18 protein-coding genes are annotated in these 19,603 nt (G+C 53.9%); 9 read left to right on the forward strand and 9 right to left on the reverse strand.

Going from position 1 to position 19,603, the window contains the following annotated elements:
- Positions 1-310 precede the first annotated feature (310 nt).
- From ACMXD4_RS08475 to ACMXD4_RS08500, 6 genes are all read left to right on the forward strand, one after another.
- Entirely contained in the window at positions 311-1,633 is a 1,323-nt protein-coding gene (locus ACMXD4_RS08475) for a TRZ/ATZ family hydrolase (RefSeq protein WP_171695847.1), read from the forward strand.
- Positions 1,634-1,775: 142 nt separating this feature from the next.
- The gene (gene ubiG, locus ACMXD4_RS08480; RefSeq protein WP_171695846.1) at positions 1,776-2,483 is read left to right on the forward strand and encodes a bifunctional 2-polyprenyl-6-hydroxyphenol methylase/3-demethylubiquinol 3-O-methyltransferase UbiG; all 708 of its coding nucleotides are present in this window, start codon (positions 1,776-1,778) and stop codon (positions 2,481-2,483) included.
- A 6-nt stretch (positions 2,484-2,489) separates the two neighbouring features.
- Positions 2,490-3,161: an HAD family hydrolase gene (locus ACMXD4_RS08485; RefSeq protein WP_171695845.1), complete on the forward strand. Its 672-nt coding sequence runs from the start codon at positions 2,490-2,492 to the stop codon at positions 3,159-3,161.
- The gene (locus ACMXD4_RS08490) at positions 3,152-3,880 is read left to right on the forward strand and encodes an SDR family NAD(P)-dependent oxidoreductase (RefSeq protein WP_171695844.1); all 729 of its coding nucleotides are present in this window, start codon (positions 3,152-3,154) and stop codon (positions 3,878-3,880) included. Before ACMXD4_RS08485 ends, ACMXD4_RS08490 begins: the two co-directional genes overlap by 10 nt.
- Before the next feature lie 7 nt (positions 3,881-3,887).
- Positions 3,888-4,436, forward strand: coding sequence for a putative Fe-S cluster assembly protein SufT (sufT, locus tag ACMXD4_RS08495; RefSeq protein WP_171695843.1), 549 nt, complete (start codon positions 3,888-3,890; stop codon positions 4,434-4,436).
- A gap of 167 nt (positions 4,437-4,603) precedes the next feature.
- The gene (locus ACMXD4_RS08500) at positions 4,604-5,491 is read left to right on the forward strand and encodes a GGDEF domain-containing protein (protein WP_171695842.1); all 888 of its coding nucleotides are present in this window, start codon (positions 4,604-4,606) and stop codon (positions 5,489-5,491) included.
- Positions 5,492-5,531: 40 nt separating this feature from the next.
- Here ACMXD4_RS08500 and ACMXD4_RS08505 read toward each other — a convergent pair whose 3' ends face one another.
- From ACMXD4_RS08505 to ACMXD4_RS08540, 8 genes are all read right to left on the reverse strand, one after another.
- Positions 5,532-6,230 carry a response regulator gene (locus tag ACMXD4_RS08505; RefSeq protein WP_171695841.1) on the reverse strand — a complete coding sequence of 233 codons (699 nt, stop codon included), beginning with the start codon at positions 6,228-6,230 and terminating at the stop codon, positions 5,532-5,534.
- Positions 6,231-6,254: 24 nt separating this feature from the next.
- Positions 6,255-8,993, reverse strand: coding sequence for a DUF4118 domain-containing protein (locus tag ACMXD4_RS08510; protein WP_415880480.1), 2,739 nt, complete (start codon positions 8,991-8,993; stop codon positions 6,255-6,257).
- Positions 8,990-9,580 (reverse strand): potassium-transporting ATPase subunit KdpC, encoded by a 591-nt coding sequence (gene kdpC / locus ACMXD4_RS08515; RefSeq protein WP_415880481.1) that lies wholly within the window; start codon positions 9,578-9,580, stop codon positions 8,990-8,992. The genes ACMXD4_RS08510 and kdpC overlap by 4 nt, the downstream gene beginning before the upstream one ends.
- A 9-nt stretch (positions 9,581-9,589) precedes the next feature.
- Entirely contained in the window at positions 9,590-11,701 is a 2,112-nt protein-coding gene (gene kdpB / locus ACMXD4_RS08520; protein ID WP_171695838.1) for a potassium-transporting ATPase subunit KdpB, read from the reverse strand.
- Between the two features lie 19 nt (positions 11,702-11,720).
- Positions 11,721-13,529, reverse strand: a complete 1,809-nt coding sequence (gene kdpA, locus ACMXD4_RS08525; protein WP_171695837.1) for a potassium-transporting ATPase subunit KdpA — start codon at positions 13,527-13,529, stop codon at positions 11,721-11,723.
- Positions 13,529-13,618 (reverse strand): potassium-transporting ATPase subunit F, encoded by a 90-nt coding sequence (locus tag ACMXD4_RS08530; protein WP_033155269.1) that lies wholly within the window; start codon positions 13,616-13,618, stop codon positions 13,529-13,531. Before ACMXD4_RS08530 ends, kdpA begins: the two co-directional genes overlap by 1 nt.
- 413 nt (positions 13,619-14,031) lie before the next feature.
- Positions 14,032-14,688, reverse strand: coding sequence for a hypothetical protein (locus tag ACMXD4_RS08535; protein ID WP_171695836.1), 657 nt, complete (start codon positions 14,686-14,688; stop codon positions 14,032-14,034).
- A gap of 610 nt (positions 14,689-15,298) precedes the next feature.
- The gene (locus tag ACMXD4_RS08540; protein WP_415880482.1) at positions 15,299-16,426 is read right to left on the reverse strand and encodes an aminotransferase class V-fold PLP-dependent enzyme; all 1,128 of its coding nucleotides are present in this window, start codon (positions 16,424-16,426) and stop codon (positions 15,299-15,301) included.
- A gap of 256 nt (positions 16,427-16,682) precedes the next feature.
- Between ACMXD4_RS08540 and ACMXD4_RS08545 the strand changes: the two genes are divergently transcribed.
- A complete protein-coding gene (locus ACMXD4_RS08545; protein WP_415880483.1) occupies positions 16,683-18,230 on the forward strand; it encodes a cation:proton antiporter in 1,548 nt (515 codons plus the stop codon).
- A gap of 107 nt (positions 18,231-18,337) precedes the next feature.
- Here ACMXD4_RS08545 and ACMXD4_RS08550 read toward each other — a convergent pair whose 3' ends face one another.
- Complete coding sequence (locus ACMXD4_RS08550; RefSeq protein WP_033155258.1) at positions 18,338-18,523, reverse strand: hypothetical protein; 186 nt, start codon at positions 18,521-18,523, stop codon at positions 18,338-18,340.
- Between the two features lie 180 nt (positions 18,524-18,703).
- Here ACMXD4_RS08550 and ACMXD4_RS08555 point away from each other — a divergent pair, with 180 nt between their 5' ends.
- Positions 18,704-19,153: a TerB family tellurite resistance protein gene (locus ACMXD4_RS08555; protein WP_415880484.1), complete on the forward strand. Its 450-nt coding sequence runs from the start codon at positions 18,704-18,706 to the stop codon at positions 19,151-19,153.
- 32 nt (positions 19,154-19,185) lie between these two features.
- Positions 19,186-19,542, forward strand: coding sequence for a hypothetical protein (locus ACMXD4_RS08560; RefSeq protein ID WP_171695834.1), 357 nt, complete (start codon positions 19,186-19,188; stop codon positions 19,540-19,542).
- The last annotated feature ends 61 nt before the right edge of the window (positions 19,543-19,603 follow it).

Below are 19,603 nucleotides of genomic sequence, written 5' to 3' on the forward strand. Positions count from 1 at the left end.
AATTTGCGTTGAAAAGGCAAATCAGATGCGGCGGTAGTCCGTTGTACGAGTGCTATTTTAAGGTGTTTTTGCACTTACTGCCGGGGGATATTGACTTCCCGTTGGCTGCGATCCGTGTCAATACAATCGCGGGGGTTGGGTTTTCGCGCAGGCGAGACGGTAAAGCGCCCCCGTCCCATTCCGGCATCATGACGTTCAACAAAATTAAATCGGGGTGTGGGTCGGAGTGGGTGGCGGCCTGCGCTGTTCTCCGCAGGCGAGCAAGCTGGCTAACGAGGTATAATCGCCGCTTTGCATATCGGGAGAACCCATGCTGGTCGACCTTCTCATTCAAGCCCGTTGGATAATACCGGTAGAGCCGGCGTCCGAAATCCATGAGCACGCCAGTCTTGTGATAGATGACGGCAGAATTGTCGATTTGTTACCGACCGAGCAGGCCATGTCAAAGTACCAAGCCCGACAGCTCGAAGTGTTGGATCAGCATGCACTGATTCCGGGTTTGATTAACTGCCATACCCACGCAGCGATGTCCTTGCTGCGCGGAATTGCCGACGATCTGCATTTAATGGATTGGCTGCAAAACCATATCTGGCCGGCCGAACAAAAATGGGTCAGCGAAGCGTTTGTCAGAGATGGCACCGATCTGGCGATTGCCGAGATGCTGCGCTGCGGTACGACTTGTTTTAATGACATGTATTTCTTTCCGGAAATCGTCGCGCAGCAAGCCATGCAACACGGCATACGCGCCAATATCGGTTTGATCGTGTTCGATTTTCCGACCGTCTGGGCGGAAAACGCGGATGCCTATCTGACCAAGGGTTTGGCGCTGCACGAGCAACTCCGGCACGAAACTTTGATCAGCACCTCGTTTGCGCCGCACGCGCCATACACCGTGTCGGACGGACCGTTGCGTAATGTCATCACCTACGCCGACGAGATGAACTTGACGGTGCATATGCACTTGCACGAAACCGCGCACGAAGTCGATGAGCAAAAAGGTAAAAACGGCCAAACGCCGCTACAGCGTTTGCATGAACTGGGTTTGTTGACGCCATCGTTTATAGCGGTGCATATGACGCAATTGTCCAGCGAGGACATCCAACTTTACGCGGAAACCGGCGGCCACATCGTGCATTGCCCGGAATCCAATTTGAAATTGGCTAGTGGCTTTTGTCCGGTGTCGGCGTGTCTGGCTGCGGGTATCAATGTGGCCTTGGGCACCGACGGTGCCGCCAGCAATAACGATCTGGATATGCTGTCGGAAATGCGTACCGCAGCCTTGCTGGGTAAGGGGGTAGCAGGCGATGCCAGCGCGGTATCGGCGACGACAGCGTTGGAAATGGCGACTATTAACGGCGCCAAGGCCTTGGGTTTGGACGCTGAAATCGGTTCACTGGTTATCGGCAAAGCGGCCGACGTGGTAGCGATAGATCTGAGTGAACTGGAAACTCAACCCTTGTTTAATCCGCTGGCGCAAATCGTCTATGCCGCCGGCCGGCATCAGGTGACTGATGTTTGGATTAACGGCAAGCAGTTGCTGCGCAAGCGCGAATTGACCTCGTTTGATGTTCCGGCTCTGCGACAAAAAGTCACACTTTGGCAAGAACGCTTGCAAGAACATCCAGCGAATTAATCGTTTTTTTATAAGTCGCCAAGAAGCCTTGTGACAGGCCATTTAAGCCGTGGTACTGAATTCAACATCAGGGCCGGAAGTTGGCGCATGACGAATAACCTAGTAATACAGTAAACTATAGCCCCATGAACAGGTTGGCATTATGACAGCGACAGAAAACGTACATCCTCACGAAATTCATAAGTTCGGCTCGCAAGCCGAGCGTTGGTGGGATCCGAACGGCGAATTTAAAACCTTGCATGACGTCAATCCTTTGCGTTTGCAGTTCATTCAGCAATACGCCGATTTGTCAGGCAAGCGGGTGGTGGATGTCGGTTGCGGCGGCGGGATTCTTACCGAAGGTTTGGCGAAAGCCGGCGCGGATGCCTTGGGTGTGGATTTAAGCGAAGACTTGCTGGATATTGCCGATTTGCATGGCCTGGAAACCGGCGTCAACGCCAGTTACCGCAAAATCAGCGCCGAACAACTGGCCGAGGAACAGCCGGCCGGCTTCGATCATGTCACCTGCATGGAAATGCTGGAGCACGTGCCTGATCCGGCATCCATCATTGCCGCGTGCGCAACACTGGTTAAGCCCGGCGGCATGGTGTTTTTCTCGACATTGAATCGGGTGCCGAAAGCCTGGTTGCTGGCAATTGTCGCGGCCGAGCATGTGCTGAAAATGGTACCCAAAGGCACGCACGACTATAAAACCTTTATCAAACCTTCCGAGCTTGGGCAAATGGCTAGAAACGCCGGACTGGAACTGCAAGGGATGGTCGGTATCGAATACAGTCCGTTTAGCAAGCGCTTTAGTTTGGGTAAAGATATAGACGTCAACTATATAGCGGCGTTTCAGCGCCCCGAGTAACGCAGCATGACTGGATTTAAACTGGATTGCGTGCTGTTTGATCTGGACGGGACCTTGGTCGATACCGCACCCGATCTGATCGCCTGTTTGAACAAGACGCTGCTGGCCCACGGTTTTCCGGAAGCGCCAACAGAGTCAGTGCGTCCGTTCATTTCCCATGGTGCCATGCCGATGATCAAGCATTGCGTTAGCGTTGAAGACAGCTTGGCGCAGCAGATGCTGGCCTTTATGCTGGATACCTACGAACAGAATATCGCTGAACACAGCCGCTTCTTCCAGGGGATTGCCGATAGTTTGGAAGCGATAGAACAACTGGGTTTGAAGTGGGGCGTAGTCACCAATAAAAAGTCCCGTTTTACCGTGCCCTTGATGGAGGCGATGCAACTCAGCGACCGAGCCGCCTGCATTATCAGTGGCGATACCACTGCCAATAGCAAGCCGCATCCGGAACCGATGCTGGCCGCTTGCCGCCAAGCCGGGGTGTTGCCGGAAAATTGCGTGTATATCGGCGACGCGATACACGACATTACCGCCGGTAAACGCGCGAATATGAGAACCCTGGCGGCACTATACGGTTATTTGCAAAGCGACGATCAGCCCGACACCTGGGGTGCCGACGCCTTGATCGAACAGCCGCCACAATTGATGGAATGGATACACGCTAATTTATGTCATTAAGCAATAAGGTTTTACTGATTACCGGTGCCGGCGGCGGTCTGGGCGGCACGGCGGCGCTGGCATTAGCCGGGCAGGGCGCGCAAATCATTCTGTTGGATAAAAGCATCCCCAAGCTGGAAAAAGTCTACGATGCGATTGTGGCTGCCGGCGGCCCGGAACCGGTGATGTATCCCTTCGATCTGGCCGGTGCCAGTGAAGCGCAATACGAAGAAATGGCCGAAGCGATAGCCCAGCGCTACGGCGCTTTGCATGGCGTATTGCATGCGGCCGTGGAGTTTAGCGCTTACAGCCCCATCGCCAATTACAAAACCAAGGATTGGGGACATGCCTTAAACGTCAACCTCAGTGCGCCTTTCCTGTTGTGTCGGGTGTTATTGCCCTTGCTGCAACGCAGCGAGCACGCTTCTATTGTGTTTATTTCCGATTCCTCGGCGCGTAAAGTCCAGGCTTATTCAGGTGCTTACGGCGTAGCGAAAATCGCGCTGGAAGGTCTTGCCGGGATTTTGGCCGCGGAACTGGAAGCAGCAGGAAAAATCCGTGTTAATACTTTGGTACCGGGACCGGTGGATTCACCTTTGCGGAAGAAAGCTTTCCCTGCCGAAGATAAAACCAGGCTGCCGAGCATGAACAGCTTGGACCCGCTGTATGTTTACTTATTCAGCGACGCCAGTATCGGCAAGACCGGTCAAATTATTGACGCCCAAACTTTCAAACCTTAAGAAACTTATGGCAGACAGAGAAGTTGTATTTTTAACCCGCGACGTCAACATTGTTACCATTCCGGACGGTAACCACGGCACTTTGAATAAAGGCCAGGAAGTCACAATACACCAGGCCTTGGGCAGTAATTACACCGTGGTGACCGATTACGGCCACATGGTACGGATCGCCGGTATCGACGCCGATGCCTTGGGCAAGGAAACCCAGCATTTGCATACGCTGGTGTCGGAAACCGACAGCAAGGCGGTGGAAAAAAACTGCTGGGAAGTGATGAAAACCGTCTACGACCCGGAAATCCCGGTCAATATCGTCGATTTGGGTTTGGTTTACCATTGCAGTGCCAAGCCTAACGCCGATGGTGGCAACGATGTGCATATTCAGATGACCTTGACCGCGCCCGGATGCGGCATGGGCCCGGTCATCCAAAGCGACGTGGAAAAATGCATCCGCGCCTTACCCGGCGTTAGTTCGGTTGATGTCGAAGTGGTGTTAGATCCGCCTTGGTCGCGGGAAATGATGTCGGAAGTCGCGCAAGTACAGTTGGGTTTGTTTTAAAAGTCGGCAAAGAGAGGCGGCGGCAGCTAAGCGGCGGAAAATTGCCGCTTGCTGAAGAAAACTGCGGTTGTTTGTGTTTAAGTAATTGTATTTTATAGCTATAAAATAATTGGCACGCTCTTGGCTTTATTCTCCTTGAAGTTTGATTCAAGACTCGGGGAACCGTCATGAGAGATAAAGCAGCCGATTTAGCGATAGTCAGTAATAAAACCTTTGAAGCGTCAACCGCTGTCAATTTGCATCACTACGATATCAGTAGTGCTTTGCAGACTTCATTGGAATTCAACGAGTTGATCGCCATTTTCTGCGACAAAATTCAAAATACCATTCCGCATAACGGCTTTGAATACATCAACGAAGATTTCGATTTGGAATTCAAACGCGGCGTGATGGCCCGCCACTCTTGCAGCTATGCCCTAAAAGTCGAAGAGCAGCAGCTGGGCGAGTTGAAACTAACCCGTAGCAATCGCTTCAGCAAAGACGAATTAAAAATGCTGGAAAGCCTGTTGTGTTGCCTGATTTACCCGCTAAGAAATGCCACTTTGTTTCAGCAAGCATTGAAAATGGCATTCACCGACCCTTTAACCAAAACCAATAACCGCACCGCGTTTAACGACTGTTTGCTGCGCGAAATCAAACGTGCGCATCGTAATTCGCAGCATTTGTCGGTGATTTTTGTGGATGTCGATCACTTCAAGCATATCAACGACGATTACGGGCATGCCTGCGGCGATTTGGCTCTGTCCTCATTGGCCGGCTGGTTGAAAGACAGTGTGCGCGGCAGCGACGCGGTGTTTCGTTACGGCGGCGAAGAGTTTGTGATTTTGCTGAGCGATACCGACATCGACGGTGCGATGGTGATAGGCGAGCGCATCCGCGCAGATATTGAATCGCACACTTTGGCTTATGGCATGGACGTGTTGAATCTTACCGCCAGTTTGGGCGTTGCAGCCTTAAAAGGTAGCGATAGCCCGGAATCCTTGCTCAAACGAGCCGATGCCGCGATGTATCAAGCCAAACAACGCGGTAGAAACCGGGTAGAAGTGGGATATTGATTCGGTTTTCGCACTGCGGCGATCAGACCGAGGTTGCCGCTTAACCCACTTTAAAGCGATAGCCCACACCCGACTCGGTCAGCAAATATTTCGGCTGAGTCGGATCGCTTTCCAGCTTTTGCCGCAATTGGCTCATATAAATCCGTAAATAATGCGGATTTTCCTGATACGACGGCCCCCAAACTTCCTTCAAAATTTGCTGATGCGTCAAAACTTTGCCGGCATGCTTGATCAGCACGCAGAGCAAGCGGTATTGAATCGGCGTCAGATGAATGTCGTTGCCATCGACGCTGACTACCCGGTTGCGTAAATCCACTTTCAGTGCATCGACGACAAACACCTCGTCCTGAGCATGTTCCGCCGGTCGGCTGGCATGTCGCAAAGCCACCCGTATGCGCGCCAACAGCTCGCCGAATCCAAACGGCTTGGTTAGGTAATCGTCCGCGCCGGCGTCCAAGGCGTCGATTTTTTGCTGTTCGTTACTGCGCGCCGACAGCACGATGATAGGCACGGCCGACCAGCTGCGCACACTCTTGATCACCTCGACGCCATCCAAATCCGGCAAGCCTAAATCCAGAATCAGCAAATCCGGTTTACGCACGCCGGCTTCAATCAGGCCTTGTTTGCCGGTCTCGGCTTCGAATACCGCAAAGTCGTGCGTCGCCAGACTGGTACGCAAAAAGCGCCGGATCGGTGGATCGTCTTCGATCACGATAATAACGGGATGCGTTTTAGCCATGGCCAAAATCCAGTGGGATTATGTTCATTCCTCCGGCTCCATAAGCGGAGGGGATTCGTCGTTGGGTAGCGCGAAGGTAAAGATCGCACCGCCCCCCGGTTTGTTGTTAGCGCGAATCCGGCCGCTATGCACTTCGACAATGGCTCGGCAAATCGCCAGCCCCAAGCCGACGCCGCTTTGCGCCGATTCATGACGGGCTTGGTAAAATTTCTCGAACAATTTATCCTCCAGACCTTTGGGAATACCGGGGCCGTGATCGGCGACCGAAATTTCCATGGTATTGCCGACGTATTGGGCAAACACTTCAAGTTCGGAGCCCGCAGCGGTATAGCGCACGGCGTTTTCCAATAGATTAATCAACACCTGCTCTATCATCACCGCATCGACAAATACCAGCGGAATACCCGGCGGCAGGCTGACGCTGACTTTTCGGCCGGCCAGGTGTTTTTGCAAGCGCGTTAGGACGGTGCCGATAATTTCTTCGACAGGATGCCACTGTTTGTTTAATTCCACCACGCCGGCGTCGAGTCTAGCCATGTCCAGAATATTATTCACCAAATTGGCCATCCGTTCGGCTTCGTCATAGATGGCACGGCCGAGTTCCAGCCGGTGCTGGGCCTGTAAATGGCCTTCGTCTTCGACTAAGGCACTGGCCGAGCCAATGATCGTCGACAACGGGGTCCGCAAGTCGTGAGAAATGGCGCTGAGTAAGGAGTTGCGCAGCCGTTCGGCTTCGATTTGCAATTGTGTCGATTTGGCCTGTTCGGCAAAGCGTAAACGAGCGACGGCCTGGCCGATTTGCCGCAAAAAGGTTTCCAGTAATTTTTGCTGCTCCGGCAAAAACACCCGGCGTAAATTGACCGGTAACAGCGCCAATACGCCGATGGCTTTGTCTTCGTCTTGAATCGGAAAATAAATCGCCGCGCTGCCGGGTAAGGTATGGGTGCCGTGCCCGGCCATTTCGTTGTGATCGTAGACCCACTGCGCCACGCTCAAATCCGTGCCGCGCAAAGATTGAGGCAGGCTGTGTTGTTTGGGATAGACCAGCCGCCCGCCCGGATTGGCAAATAAAATGACATTGCGGCTGCTGAATTCGGCGTATAGATGTTTAACGGCGGTCGCGACGATTTGCTGTTCGCTTTGCGCCACCGCCAGCTCCTTGCTCATCGCGTATAAGGCCGCGGCGCGGCGTTCGCGATGCGCGGCAACCTTGGCCTGCGCGCGGACGTTGACCATCAGATTGCTGATGACAAAAGCCACCACCAGCATGGCCAACAACGTGATCAGATACTGGCTATCGGCTACCGACAGACTGTAGAAAGGCTGCACGAACAGCACGTCGAATACGCCGACGCTGAGCAAGGAGGCCAACACCGACGGCCCGCGCCCGAAATGGGTGGCGACAAACACCACACCGAGTAAATACACCATCACCACATTGGCCAGTTCCACCTTGCCGAACAACATCTTGCCCACCGCCGTGCAGAGCAAGGTCACTCCCATCGCCCACAGATAGCCGCGATAGCGTCGGCGAGTTTTACTGGGGATGCGTTGTCGCAGGCCGGGCAGGGGTGATTTCTTGAATAAAGACAGCTCGGCTTCCAGTTCCTCGCGTTCGCCCAGTTGCGGGCTGCCCAGCAGGTAAATATTGATATTGTGAGCGTGGCTGATCAATACATCGACCACAGAACCCAACAGCCAGCGCCGCCAGCCGCGTCGGCTGGGCTTACCGACTACGATTTTGTTGATATTGCGTTCGCGGGCAAAGCGGATGAGCGCTTCGCTCATCTCCGGCGCGCTGAGCGTCACCGTTTCGGCGCCAAGCTGTTCCGCCAGCCGCAATACCCGTAAAATCCCGTCGCGCTTTTCGGCGGGCAAGCGCGCCAATTCGGGCGTTTCCACGTAAACCACGATCCAGGCCGAACGCAGGCTGGTCGCCAAGCGCTTGCCGGCTCTGACCAGACGCTCAGCCAGCACATTCGGGCCGATGCACACCATCAGCCTTTCGTTGACCTGCCAGACTTCGCGAATCGCATTGTCTTCACGATAATCCAGCATTTGCGCGTCGACGCGATTGGTGGTTTGCCGCAAGGCCAGTTCGCGTAGCGCAATCAGATTGCCTTTACGGAAAAAATTCTGAATCGCGTGTTGGGCTTGCTGCGGCAAATAGACTTTGCCTTCTCGTAGGCGCAGCAACAATTCGTCGGGGGGCAAATCCACCAGCTCGACTTCGTCGGCGTCCTCGAATACTGTGTCCGGTACGGTTTCCCAGATACGAATGCCGGCAATCTGCCCTACATCGTCGTTCAGGCTTTCCAGGTGTTGCACGTTCAGCGCGGTATACACATCAATCCCGGCTTCCAGCAATTCGCGAATATCTTGCCAGCGTTTCGGATGGCGCGAGCCGGGGGCGTTGGTGTGCGCCAATTCGTCGACCAAGATGATGGCCGGCCGCCGTTTTAAGGCCGCATCAATATCAAACTCCTGCAACACGGCGCCTTTGTAGTCGATCTTGCGGGTTGGGAGGATTTCCAAGCCCGCCAACAGCGCTTCGGTGTCCGCGCGACCATGGGTTTCCACCAGGCCGACGATCACATCAAGATTTTCCGCGCGGCGTTCCCGTGCCGCCAGCAACATCGCATAGCTTTTCCCGACCCCGGCCGCCGCGCCGAAAAATATTTTCAGGCGGCCGCGTTTGGCCTTGGCTTTGTCGCGTTCGACGCGGGCCAGCAGTTGATCGGGATCCAGGCGTTGTTCGTTCATGGTCTGGCGGCTTGCGAGTAGGCGTCCAAAGCCAGATTTAAACTCAAGACATTGACGCTAGGTTCGCCGAATATTCGCCATTGCCTTGGCTCGCTATGCGATTCGACCAAATCCCGAACGACACTTTCCGGCAATTTGCGCGCTTTGGCTACGCGCTTGATTTGGTAATGGGCCGCCGCAATGCTGATGTGCGGGTCTAATCCGCTGGCGGATGCGGTAACCAAATCCACAGGCACCAGAGCAGGATTGTCCGGGTCGAGTTGCTGTAATGCTTGAATGCGCAGTTTTACCGCGTCGCTCAAGGCCGGATTGGTCGGGCCGAGGTTGGAACCACCGGAGGCGGCGGCATTGTAAGGGTAGGGTGTGGTCGCCGACGGCCGGCCCCAAAAATAGCGGGCCTGGCTAAAGCTTTGACCGATTAATGCAGAGCCGACAGCTTGCCCTTGCGCATCTTGTATCAGGCTACCGTTGGCCTGAGTCGGATAGACGCTTTGCGCCAATAATGTTATTAGCGCCGGATAGAGGCCGCCGGTGAGGATGGTTAGCAACAGTAGCAGTGTTGCGGCAGGTCTGAAGTAGCTAATCATGTTTTTCTCCTACACCAGATTCATCGTTACCAGTATCAAATCAATCGCCTTGATGCCGATGAACGGCACGATTAAGCCGCCGACACCGTAGACCAGCAAATTGTTTTGCAACAGTTTTTCAGCGCCGAGCGGCTGATATTTGATGCCTTTCAAAGCCAGCGGGATCAAGGCGATGATGATCAGCGCATTGAATATCACCGCCGACAGTATAGCGCTGGCCGGGGTGGCCAAACCCATGACGTTCAAAACGTTCAAAGCCGGATAGGTGGTGGCAAAGGCGGCCGGGATGATGGCGAAATATTTCGCCACGTCGTTGGCCACGCTAAAGGTGGTCAACGCCCCGCGCGTCATCAACATTTGCTTGCCGGTTTCGACGATCTCGATCAATTTGGTCGGGTTGGAATCCAGATCGACCATATTCCCGGCTTCTTTCGCGGCCTGGGTGCCGCTGTTCATCGCCACCGCCACGTCGGCTTGCGCCAGTGCCGGAGCATCGTTGGTGCCGTCGCCGGTCATAGCCACTAATCGCCCATCTGCTTGGTGCTGACGAATCAAGGCCAGCTTGGCTTCCGGCGTGGCTTCCGCTAGAAAGTCGTCGACGCCGGCCTCGGCGGCAATCGCCGCAGCGGTCAGGCGATTGTCGCCGGTGATCATGATGGTTTTGATACCCATCTGCCGCAGTTCGATGAAGCGTTCCTTGATGCCGCCTTTAACGATGTCTTTTAATTCGATGACGCCCAGGGCCTGTTTGCCGTCGGCTACCACCAGCGGGGTACTGCCGCGCCGCGCCACATCGACGACCATTTTTTGGATTTCTTCGGGAAAGCGGCCGCCTTGTTCGGTCACATACTGTTTAATCGCATCTTCGGCACCCTTGCGGATTTGCCGCATGTTTTCGCTCCCTCGCCCTTCGGGAGAGGGCTGGGGGGAGGGGAAGTTGACCCCGCTCATCCGGGTTTGGGCGCTGAAGTGGATAAAAGTCGCGCCCAGGGATTGCACGTCGCGCTCGCGCAAACCAAACTTTTGTTTGGCCAGCACGACGATGCTGCGGCCTTCCGGGGTTTCGTCGGTCAACGAAGCCAGTTGCGCGGCATCGGCCAACTGCTTCTCGCTGATGCCTTTGGCGGGAATGAATGCCGCAGCCTGCCGATTGCCCAAGGTAATGGTGCCGGTTTTATCCAGCAACAGCACATCCACATCACCGGCCGCTTCCACCGCGCGGCCGGAGGTGGCGATCACATTTTTTTGCATCATTCTGCCGATACCCGCGACGCCAATCGCCGACAGCAAGCCGCCTATGGTGGTGGGAATCAAGCACACCAACAGAGCCACCAGCACGGTGATCGAAATTGGGTGGCCCGCACCGGACGTTTCCACGCTATACAACGAGAAGGGCAGCAAAGTCACCGTGGCCATCAAAAACACCAGCGTCAGGGCCACCAGCAGGATAGTCAAGGCAATTTCGTTCGGAGTTTTCTGCCGCTTGGCGCCTTCCACCATCGAAATCATCCGGTCCAGAAAGGTTTCGCCGGGGTTAGCGGAAATCCGCACCACCAGCCAATCCGATAATACCCGGGTGCCGCCGGTCACCGAGCTGAAATCGCCGCCCGATTCGCGGATTACCGGCGCGCTTTCGCCGGTGATAGCGCTTTCGTCCACCGAGGCTACGCCTTCGATGACATCGCCATCGCCCGGCACGAAATCCCCGGCTTCGATCAGCACCACATCGCCTTTCAGCAGACTGGAGCCGGCGATTTTGGCGTAGTTGCTACCGTAACGCGGTTCATCCAGCTTCTTGGCGGCAATATCGCGCTTGGCGGTGCGCAAGAAAGCCGCCTGCGCTTTGCTGCGGCCCTCCGCGGCCGCTTCGGCGAAGTTGGCGAACAGCACCGTAAACCATAACCAGACCGTGATAGTTAAGATAAAACTGGCGGATTCCTCGCTATCACCGGCCAAAGCTTGCAGCCATAACAGCGTAGTTAACAAACTGCCCAGATACACGACAAACATCACCGGATTTTTCCATTGTTGCTGCGGCGTCAGTTTTTTAAAGGATTCCCAAACCGCTTGCTTAAGCAGGTCAGGGTCAAATAAGGAAGACGAGAGCGCTTTGTGAGTCATATGCTTACCTGCTATGAAATCAAGAATGAGCGAGCATGTGCAACTGCTCGACGATAGGGCCTAAGGCCAGCGCCGGCACAAAGGTCAACGCGCCGACCATTAACACCGTGATAATCAGCAACACCGCGAACAAGGGCGTATGGGTGGGTAAGGTGCCGGGACCGACCGGCACATGTTTTTTGGCGGCCAGCGAGCCGGCGATGGCTAATACCGGAATCATCAACCCGTAACGCGATACCAGCATTGCCAAGCCGAGTAAGTAGTTATAAAACGGCACATTGGCCGACAAACCGGCGAAGGCGCTGCCGTTGTTATTACCTGCCGAGGACAACGCATACAACACTTCACTAAAGCCATGGGCGCCGGGATTGAGGATGGATGCCTTGCCGGCTTCGGTCATTAAGGCTAACGCCGTGCCGCCCAACACTAAGAGCGGGGGGATTAAAATAATCACCGCCGCCATCTGCATTTCAAAGGCTTCGATCTTTTTGCCTAAATACTCCGGCGTGCGGCCTATCATCAATCCGGCGATAAACACCGCCACTAGCGCGAACACGATCATGCCGTAAAGGCCCGAGCCCACGCCGCCGAAGATCACTTCGCCCAGCTGGATCAACCACATCGGGATCATGCCGCCGATGGGGGTGAACGAGTCGTGCATAGCGTTCACCGAGCCGTTGGAGGCGGCGGTGGTCGCTACTGCCCACAGTGCGGAATTGACGATGCCGAAGCGGGCTTCCTTGCCTTCCATATTGCCGCCGGCTTGTTGATTGGACGCGGCTTGATCCACGCCCAAACTCGCCAGCGCCGGATTGCCGTGTTGTTCGGCGGGCACGGTGACGAACACCAGCGTCACAAACACCAGTGTCATCGCTGCCAACAGCGCCCAGCCTTGCCGGCTATCGCCGACCAAAAAACCAAAGGTATGACACAGCGCGGCGGGGATTAACAGGATGGCGAGCATTTCCAAAAAATTGCTCAGCGGGGTGGGGTTTTCGTAAGGATGCGCCGAGTTGGCATTAAAAAAACCGCCGCCGTTGGTACCAAGCTGCTTGATGGCAATTTGCGAGGCCGCGGGGCCCAAGGCCAGGGTTTGTGCCTGGCTTTGCTGGGTTTGAGTGACGGGTTGGCCTTGTGCATCCAGTACAGCGTGTCCATCCGCATCAAGCGCTGGTGCCGAGTAAGTCAGCGGTTCTTGCAGCTTGACGGTGGCATAACGATCAAAGGTTTGCACCACGCCTTGCCCCACCAAGACGACAGCAAGTAGCAACGAAAGCGGCAGCAGGATATACAGCGTCGAGCGCGTCATATCCACCCAGAAATTGCCAATGCCGTTGGTGTTACGCCGGCTGAAACCGCGTATCAAAGCCACCAGTACCGCCATACCGCTGGCTGCCGACAAAAAGTTCTGCACCGTTAAACCGAGCATTTGCGTGAGGTAACTCATGCTGGCCTCACCGGCATAGCCCTGCCAATTGGTGTTGGTGGCAAAACTAATGGCGGTATTTAAAGCTGAGTCGGAGCTGATGGCCGGCAGGGCCTGCGGATTGAGCGGCAACAGGTCTTGGCAGGTTTGCATGGCATAAACCACCAGCAGACCCAGCAAGTTAAAAATTAGCAAAGCACCGGCATATTGCTGCCAGCGCATATCTTGCTGGATTTGTATGCCGCACAGCCGATAAAGTCCGCGCTCAAGCCCGGCAAACCAAGTGTTGCCCACGATGGATTCGTCTTGATACACCCGTGCCATGTACGTACCCAGTGGCTTGCTCAGCAGCAGTAAGGCCAGCAGATAGATAAAAATTTGTAGGAAGCCGGTTTCGTTCATCAGAATTTCTCCGGATAAAACAGCGCGACCACTAGATAAATAAACACCAGCAGCGCCAAGCCGCCGCTTAATAGATAAATCCCGCTCATATAGACCTCCTGCAAAGATGCTTAAGCATTTTTTAGACGGGCGAATACGTCAAACAGTCCAAAATTTTGGCGGTTTTGCCGCTGATCGCCTGAGTCACAATCTACCGATTGGCGGGTAAAAATGTCGTAAAAATTCTTTGAATATTCGTTAAGAAAACATAAAACTCAATCGAATTTGTTGATCAAGAAGGCTTTTCTGTTGGGAAACTTGCTCTTGCTTTGGCGGGATGAATTCGGGATTGATGGCTGAATTGTTTTACCGATTGACGGTAGTTCGTGGTCAAGGACGCAATAGCCTGCGGGTATTGCGCCGCATGTAAACCGCCGCCACAGGGCGAAATATGCCTTTGTCTATTGCCGCCCTGTGGATTTAGCCTTACTGTCTTGAAACGCGACGAATTAACCAGTGGCGTTTAACGGGACCAGCGTAATGCCTTGGCGATATTACGTCGACTGATGAAGCCTAAGCCGCTCAGCAGCAGCCATGCCGCGCCGGGAACTGGTACGGCCGAAATCGGCGAAGGAAGGCCCAGTTTGATGTTGTCAACCTGCGCATAGGTCGAGCTGAAGATAATTTTATTCAGGTTTTTGAAGGAATCGTTGAAATAAAGGGTTTCCAACGTATTTGTGGTCGCGTCAAGCAGGAATGACTGGCTGACGAAGCCGCCGGCTTGCGGGTAGCCATAAACAGAGAACTGCCGGCCGCTGGCAATGGTCCAAAACGACGCCGCGTCCATACTGAGTAAGTCAAACGAACCGCCATCCTGTTTTTCCAGTAAAAAGACGCTACCTTGATTGGTGACTACCCCGGAATACAAACCGACGCTGCCGGTCCAATAAGGGCTGGCAGGCATGATCGCGTAGAGGGTGCCACCGCTTAACTGGAATGACACCCCGGCCAGCGTGCTCAACTTGAAGCCGTCTTCCAGATAGGGTTTGGGCACTGAAATTTCGTGATTGGTGGGATGTAAAGCAATGCTGTTGAAATCGATGGTGGTGACGGCAGCATGGCCGGAGCTTGCCAAACCGGCAAGCAACATTCCGATCGCCGGAAACAGTGTCTTTTTCATTCAATTCTCCTAATTGTTTGGGGTGGTGACTGTATTGAGGGTTGAGTCTAACGAAGCCGATAGCTTGCGAAAACTGCACAAAGGGGTAGGGGAAAGGTAGAACTGATGATGCCGGTCAAACAGAATTTGTCCATTGACCAAGCGCATCTGCGATTTTTATATAAAAAATTAGGTGCTGGTCCTGCTCCGTAACAAGACGTTTGTTCTGGTAGCCGTGATCAATTATTGGGATCAATCGACGGTAATGTGTTCATCAAATGATTGAGACCACACTTCCCGTGGCTGCAACCGCATTTTATAGCGCGCCGTTGGCATGTAAAAACATCCGGAAGGCTATCACGAGATGTCCAGTGGTGCCGCAGGTTCTTGTGGCGGCACCGCTAAACTGCTTGGCGGCGCCTTCCTGCCCGCCGGATGTGCATTCGGGATATTGGGGGACGCAGACGCGGGAATTTTATATGCCGCCGGGACTTTTTAGGACGCCCTCGCAGCGGCCGGAAACCCGCACGGGTGCTATGGAAGTCTGGCCAAAGCGGCTGTCTATGCCTTCGGCCCGTTTAATCAGGCAAAAGTTAGCGATAATATTCGTACCAATACAGTTCGGCGAACGTCATTCCGAAACCGCTGTGGCCAGTATTAGCGCCCGATCCAATTCCGCCAATGTATTGTAAAAATGCGCCGAAAAGCGAATCCCGCCGCCGCGTAGGGCACAAACCACACCATTTTTTTGCAAATGCTTATAAAGCACTTCATTGTCAATGGATCGGTGTTTGAAGTTGATGATGCCGGACTGCAAACGGCTGTGCCGCTGCGACAGTAAAATCAGCTCGGCGTTGGCGCTGATGGCTTCGCGCAGGTAGTTGCTGCGTTCCAGAACCAGGGCCTCAACCGTGGGCATGCCGGTTTCCAGTAATAAAGACAAACTGGCGGACAAGGCGTGAATGCCTAACATGTTCGGGCTGCCACATTCGAAACGGCGGGCGCCGGGATGGATCTCCCATGGCAGGTTTTCGTAATTATGCGTGTCTTTCATCATGTGCCAGCCATATTGGCTGAGCTTGAGCCGGTCGCGTGCGGCCGGGTTGGTATAAAACACCCCCAGGCCTTCTGGGCCGAACAGCCATTTATGCCCATCAGCCATCACGAAGTCGGCGTGATAAGCTTGCACATCAAATTGCACCGCGCCCAAGCTTTGAATCGCGTCGATGCAAAACAAAATGCCGCGTTGTCGGCAATATTCGCCGATGCGTTCCAAATCCATGCGTAAGCCGGAGGCGAATTGGATGGAGCTGATGGTCAGCAAGCGCGTGTTGCTGTCCACCAGTGCAAACAAGGCATCTTCCGGGGTTGCGGCACTGTGCAAATCGGCTTCTCTAAACTCGACGCCGCGCTCGGCCAGGGCTTGCCAGGGCAGGCGGTTGGACGGGAATTCTTCGTTGCTGGAGACGATGTTGTCACCGGCTTGCCACGGTAAGCCAAAAGCGACGAAGGACAGGGCTTCTGAAGTGTTTTTCACCAGTGCAATATCGTTAGCCGAGGGTGCATTCAGTAAGGTCTGCAATTGGCGGCGGATTTCGTTTTCCTTTTTCAACCAATCCAGATAGTAATGCGAGCCGAACTGGCTGTTTTGTTCGGCAAATTGAATCACCGCTGCGCTGGTGCGTTTCGGCCAGGGGGCTACGGCGGCGTGGTTGAGATAAATCAGCTCGTCGGTTAACGGGAATTCGGGGTGTTTCATGGTGCGTACCGGTAAAAAGGGGGAGGGCGAATCGATAGGGATGATGCGGTAAAACACTCGGCCTATCAACCTTCTGTACAGATGATGGGCTTGCTCGGACGGCTAAAATTTGGGATTTCCGCGAAAATAGTTGGACCTAGATCGTCCGGAAAATCCAGGCGCAAGTGGCGTAGCTGTTTAAAAATTAGCCAGTAACCTTTTAAAACAGGTTACGATCCCGATATATTAAACGGCGTTTTTATTTTGGTTGATAGATATGATGGAATTAACTTGGATTAGTACGGCATATATCGCTGGTTTGGTAGCCAGCCGCCTGTCTTTTCCGCCGCTGGTTGGTTATTTGGTCGCTGGTTACGTACTGCATGCCCTGGGCATTGCGGTATTGCCGGATCTTCACCATTTGGCGGAGATCGGTATTGAATTATTGTTGTTTTCGGTCGGTTTAAAACTCAAGCCCAGTTCGCTGATCCGTCGCGAAGTGCTTAGCGTCGGTGGCTTGCATTTAATGTTGATGGCGTTGATTTCCGCGCTGGTGTTTCTGTGGCTAGAGCAGCGAGTGACCGGCGGCTTGGTGCTGGGGCTCAGTTTGGCGTTTTCCAGCACCGTGTTGGCGATCAAGGTGCTGGAAGATAACGGCGAATTGTCGTCGCTGCATGGTCGGGATGTCATGAGTATTCTGATTTTGCAGGACATCGTGGCAATCGGTTTGCTGGCGCTGGCGGAAGGTAGGCAGCCTACGCCTTGGGCATTGGCTTTGTTACTGGTGCCGCTGTTACGGCCGATAGCGCATCGGGTATTGTCGGTCAGCCGATCTTCGGAACTGAAATTGCTGTTGGGGGTAACGCTGGCGTTGGCCGGCGGCGTCGCCGCGGAAAGTGTCGGTATTGCCGGGGATATTGGCGCTTTGTTGACCGGCGTGATGTTGGCTAATCATCCCAGGATCAAGGAGTTAAGCGACAGACTCTGGGGTTTGAAAGAGCTGTTTTTGGTGGCGTTCTTCTTGCAGATTGGTGTCAGTGACTTACCGAACCGGGCGCAGATTATGGACGCTTTGCAATTGCTGGCGTTGTTGCCTTTGCAATGTGCGCTGTTCTTTGGTCTATTTGTGGTCGCCGGACTCCGGGCGCGTACTGCTTTCGTATCGTCCTTGGCCTTGACGACGTACAGCGAATTTTCGCTGATTACCACCAGCGCGGTGGTCAAAGCTCAACTGTTGCCAGCGGAATGGAACGCTATCATCAGTTTAGCGGTGGCCGGTTCGCTGGCCATTGCCGCACCGTTAAACCGTTATTCCCATCGCTTGTTTTCCTGGGTAGAGCCACTGCTGGTGAGGTTTGAAAGAAAGTCCGACCACCCGGACCGCCTGCCGGATTCGTTCGGCGCCGCCGAATGGCTGGTGATAGGCATGGGCCGAACCGGTGGCGTGGTCTATAAAACCCTGTGCCAGCAGGAGCAGCGGGTGGTTGGCTTGGATGCCGACCCTACCGTGTTGGAATATCATCTTGCCGCCGGCCGCCGCGTGCTCTACGGGGACGCCGAGGACACCGAGTTATGGAGCGGTTTACCCTTGCATAAGGTTAAAGGCATCATCCTGACGGTGCCGGCATTCGAGGTGCGTTTGACTGCTGTGGCTCAGCTTAGGAAGCGCGGTTTCGCGGGGCAGATCAGCAGTATTTGTTATCACGGTGTGGAAGAGCAGCAATTATCAAAAGCGGGCGCCAATTTTGTGATCCACCCTTTGATTGAAGCCGGCAATCGTCTTGCCCACCTGATGCTGAATCGCCGGGAGCAATCAAGCCAGTGAAGGGCTGCTGATCTTGGATGGGCAGCGAATCCAGGTGTTTGCTGCTGAAGGCCCGCTTTCAGCGTAACCAAGGGCAAACCGCTAAAATACCCGGGTTTGTAGCGAGACTAAGCGGCTTTGCTGACAAACAAAACGATGTTGCTGGTGTCCATTGGCGGCCACGCCTGAAAATCGATAGGCAGCTCCAGCAATGGCCCGGTAACGCATGACTTCAACGAGCCATCGGTTGCGATATAAAGCTTTTTCGGCAACTTGGCTTTGTGATTGTCGATTTTGGCGGTTTGAGTGTTCATTACGCTTAGGCTGGTTAGCTTGGGAGATTTCACTTTATTGCCGGTTTCTTATTGCTGCCTTAACCACGCGATGGCATTTGGATTACGGCGATCCTGGGCGGAATGACAATCTTCGGAAATAGGGCCGTGTAATAGGATTAACGGGTTATTTAATTATCTGCAACGTATGCCACACCCAATATGCTTGAGCAAATTAAACTGTTTTTTGAAAAACACCTGTCCTTACCGCCACCGGAGGCTGCGGAAGCACAGCTTCAAGAGGCTTTGACTGCCTTAATGACAGAAATGATGACCATGGATGATGTCTGTCAGAATGTCGAGCGGACCAAGATTCTGTCCTTGGTGCAAAAGTGTTTTTCGCTCTCCACTGAACAGGCTCAGGCCTTGATGGCCAAAGCGGAACACAAGCGTCAGCAGGCGGTTGATTATTACGAATTTACCTCAACAATCAACCAATGCCTTGGTCCTGAGGAAAAGATAAAGTTTGTTAAATCCCTCTGGCAAATCGCCTACGCCGACGGTGCTATCGACCCGCAAGAGGAGTATCTGGTGCGGAAGATTGCTGACCTGCTTGGCGTCTCGCACACCGATTTTATTCTGGCCAAACTGCGCGCTAATCCCGACACTTGATAATCCCCAGACCTGTTTAAATGAATCACCCCATGAAAAAGACTAAGAAAAACAAAAATCTGTGGCTAAAAGAAGCTGATATTGCGGTCGGTGATTTGTATTTCACCACCGCCCAGCAATACCGCGCAGTCCTGGCGATGAACGGCGATTTTTTGATTTACGCACCTAGCTCGGAAGGCATGGAACCCTTGCCGGCCGATAGCCCAATGCCGTTTGCCAACTCGCCCGCTAAAAAATGCCAGATCGCCACATTTGCACAAAAGGAATATCAAGCATTCGATTGGCATGGAACGGTTGCCGTTAAACATAAACTCACGCCGTCTCAGATAGCCGAGGCCATCGGCCAATGTAACGCCAAAGCCCAAATCGCCGGGTTGATGGCTGAATAAGGTGCGTTGGAAAAGATTTTTAACAGCCTGAAATCCTGCTTTTTCTGGTTTGCAAACGGGA

The sequence above is a fragment of the Methylomonas sp. TEB genome (assembly GCF_047777895.1).
Lineage (GTDB): Bacteria > Pseudomonadota > Gammaproteobacteria > Methylococcales > Methylomonadaceae > Methylomonas.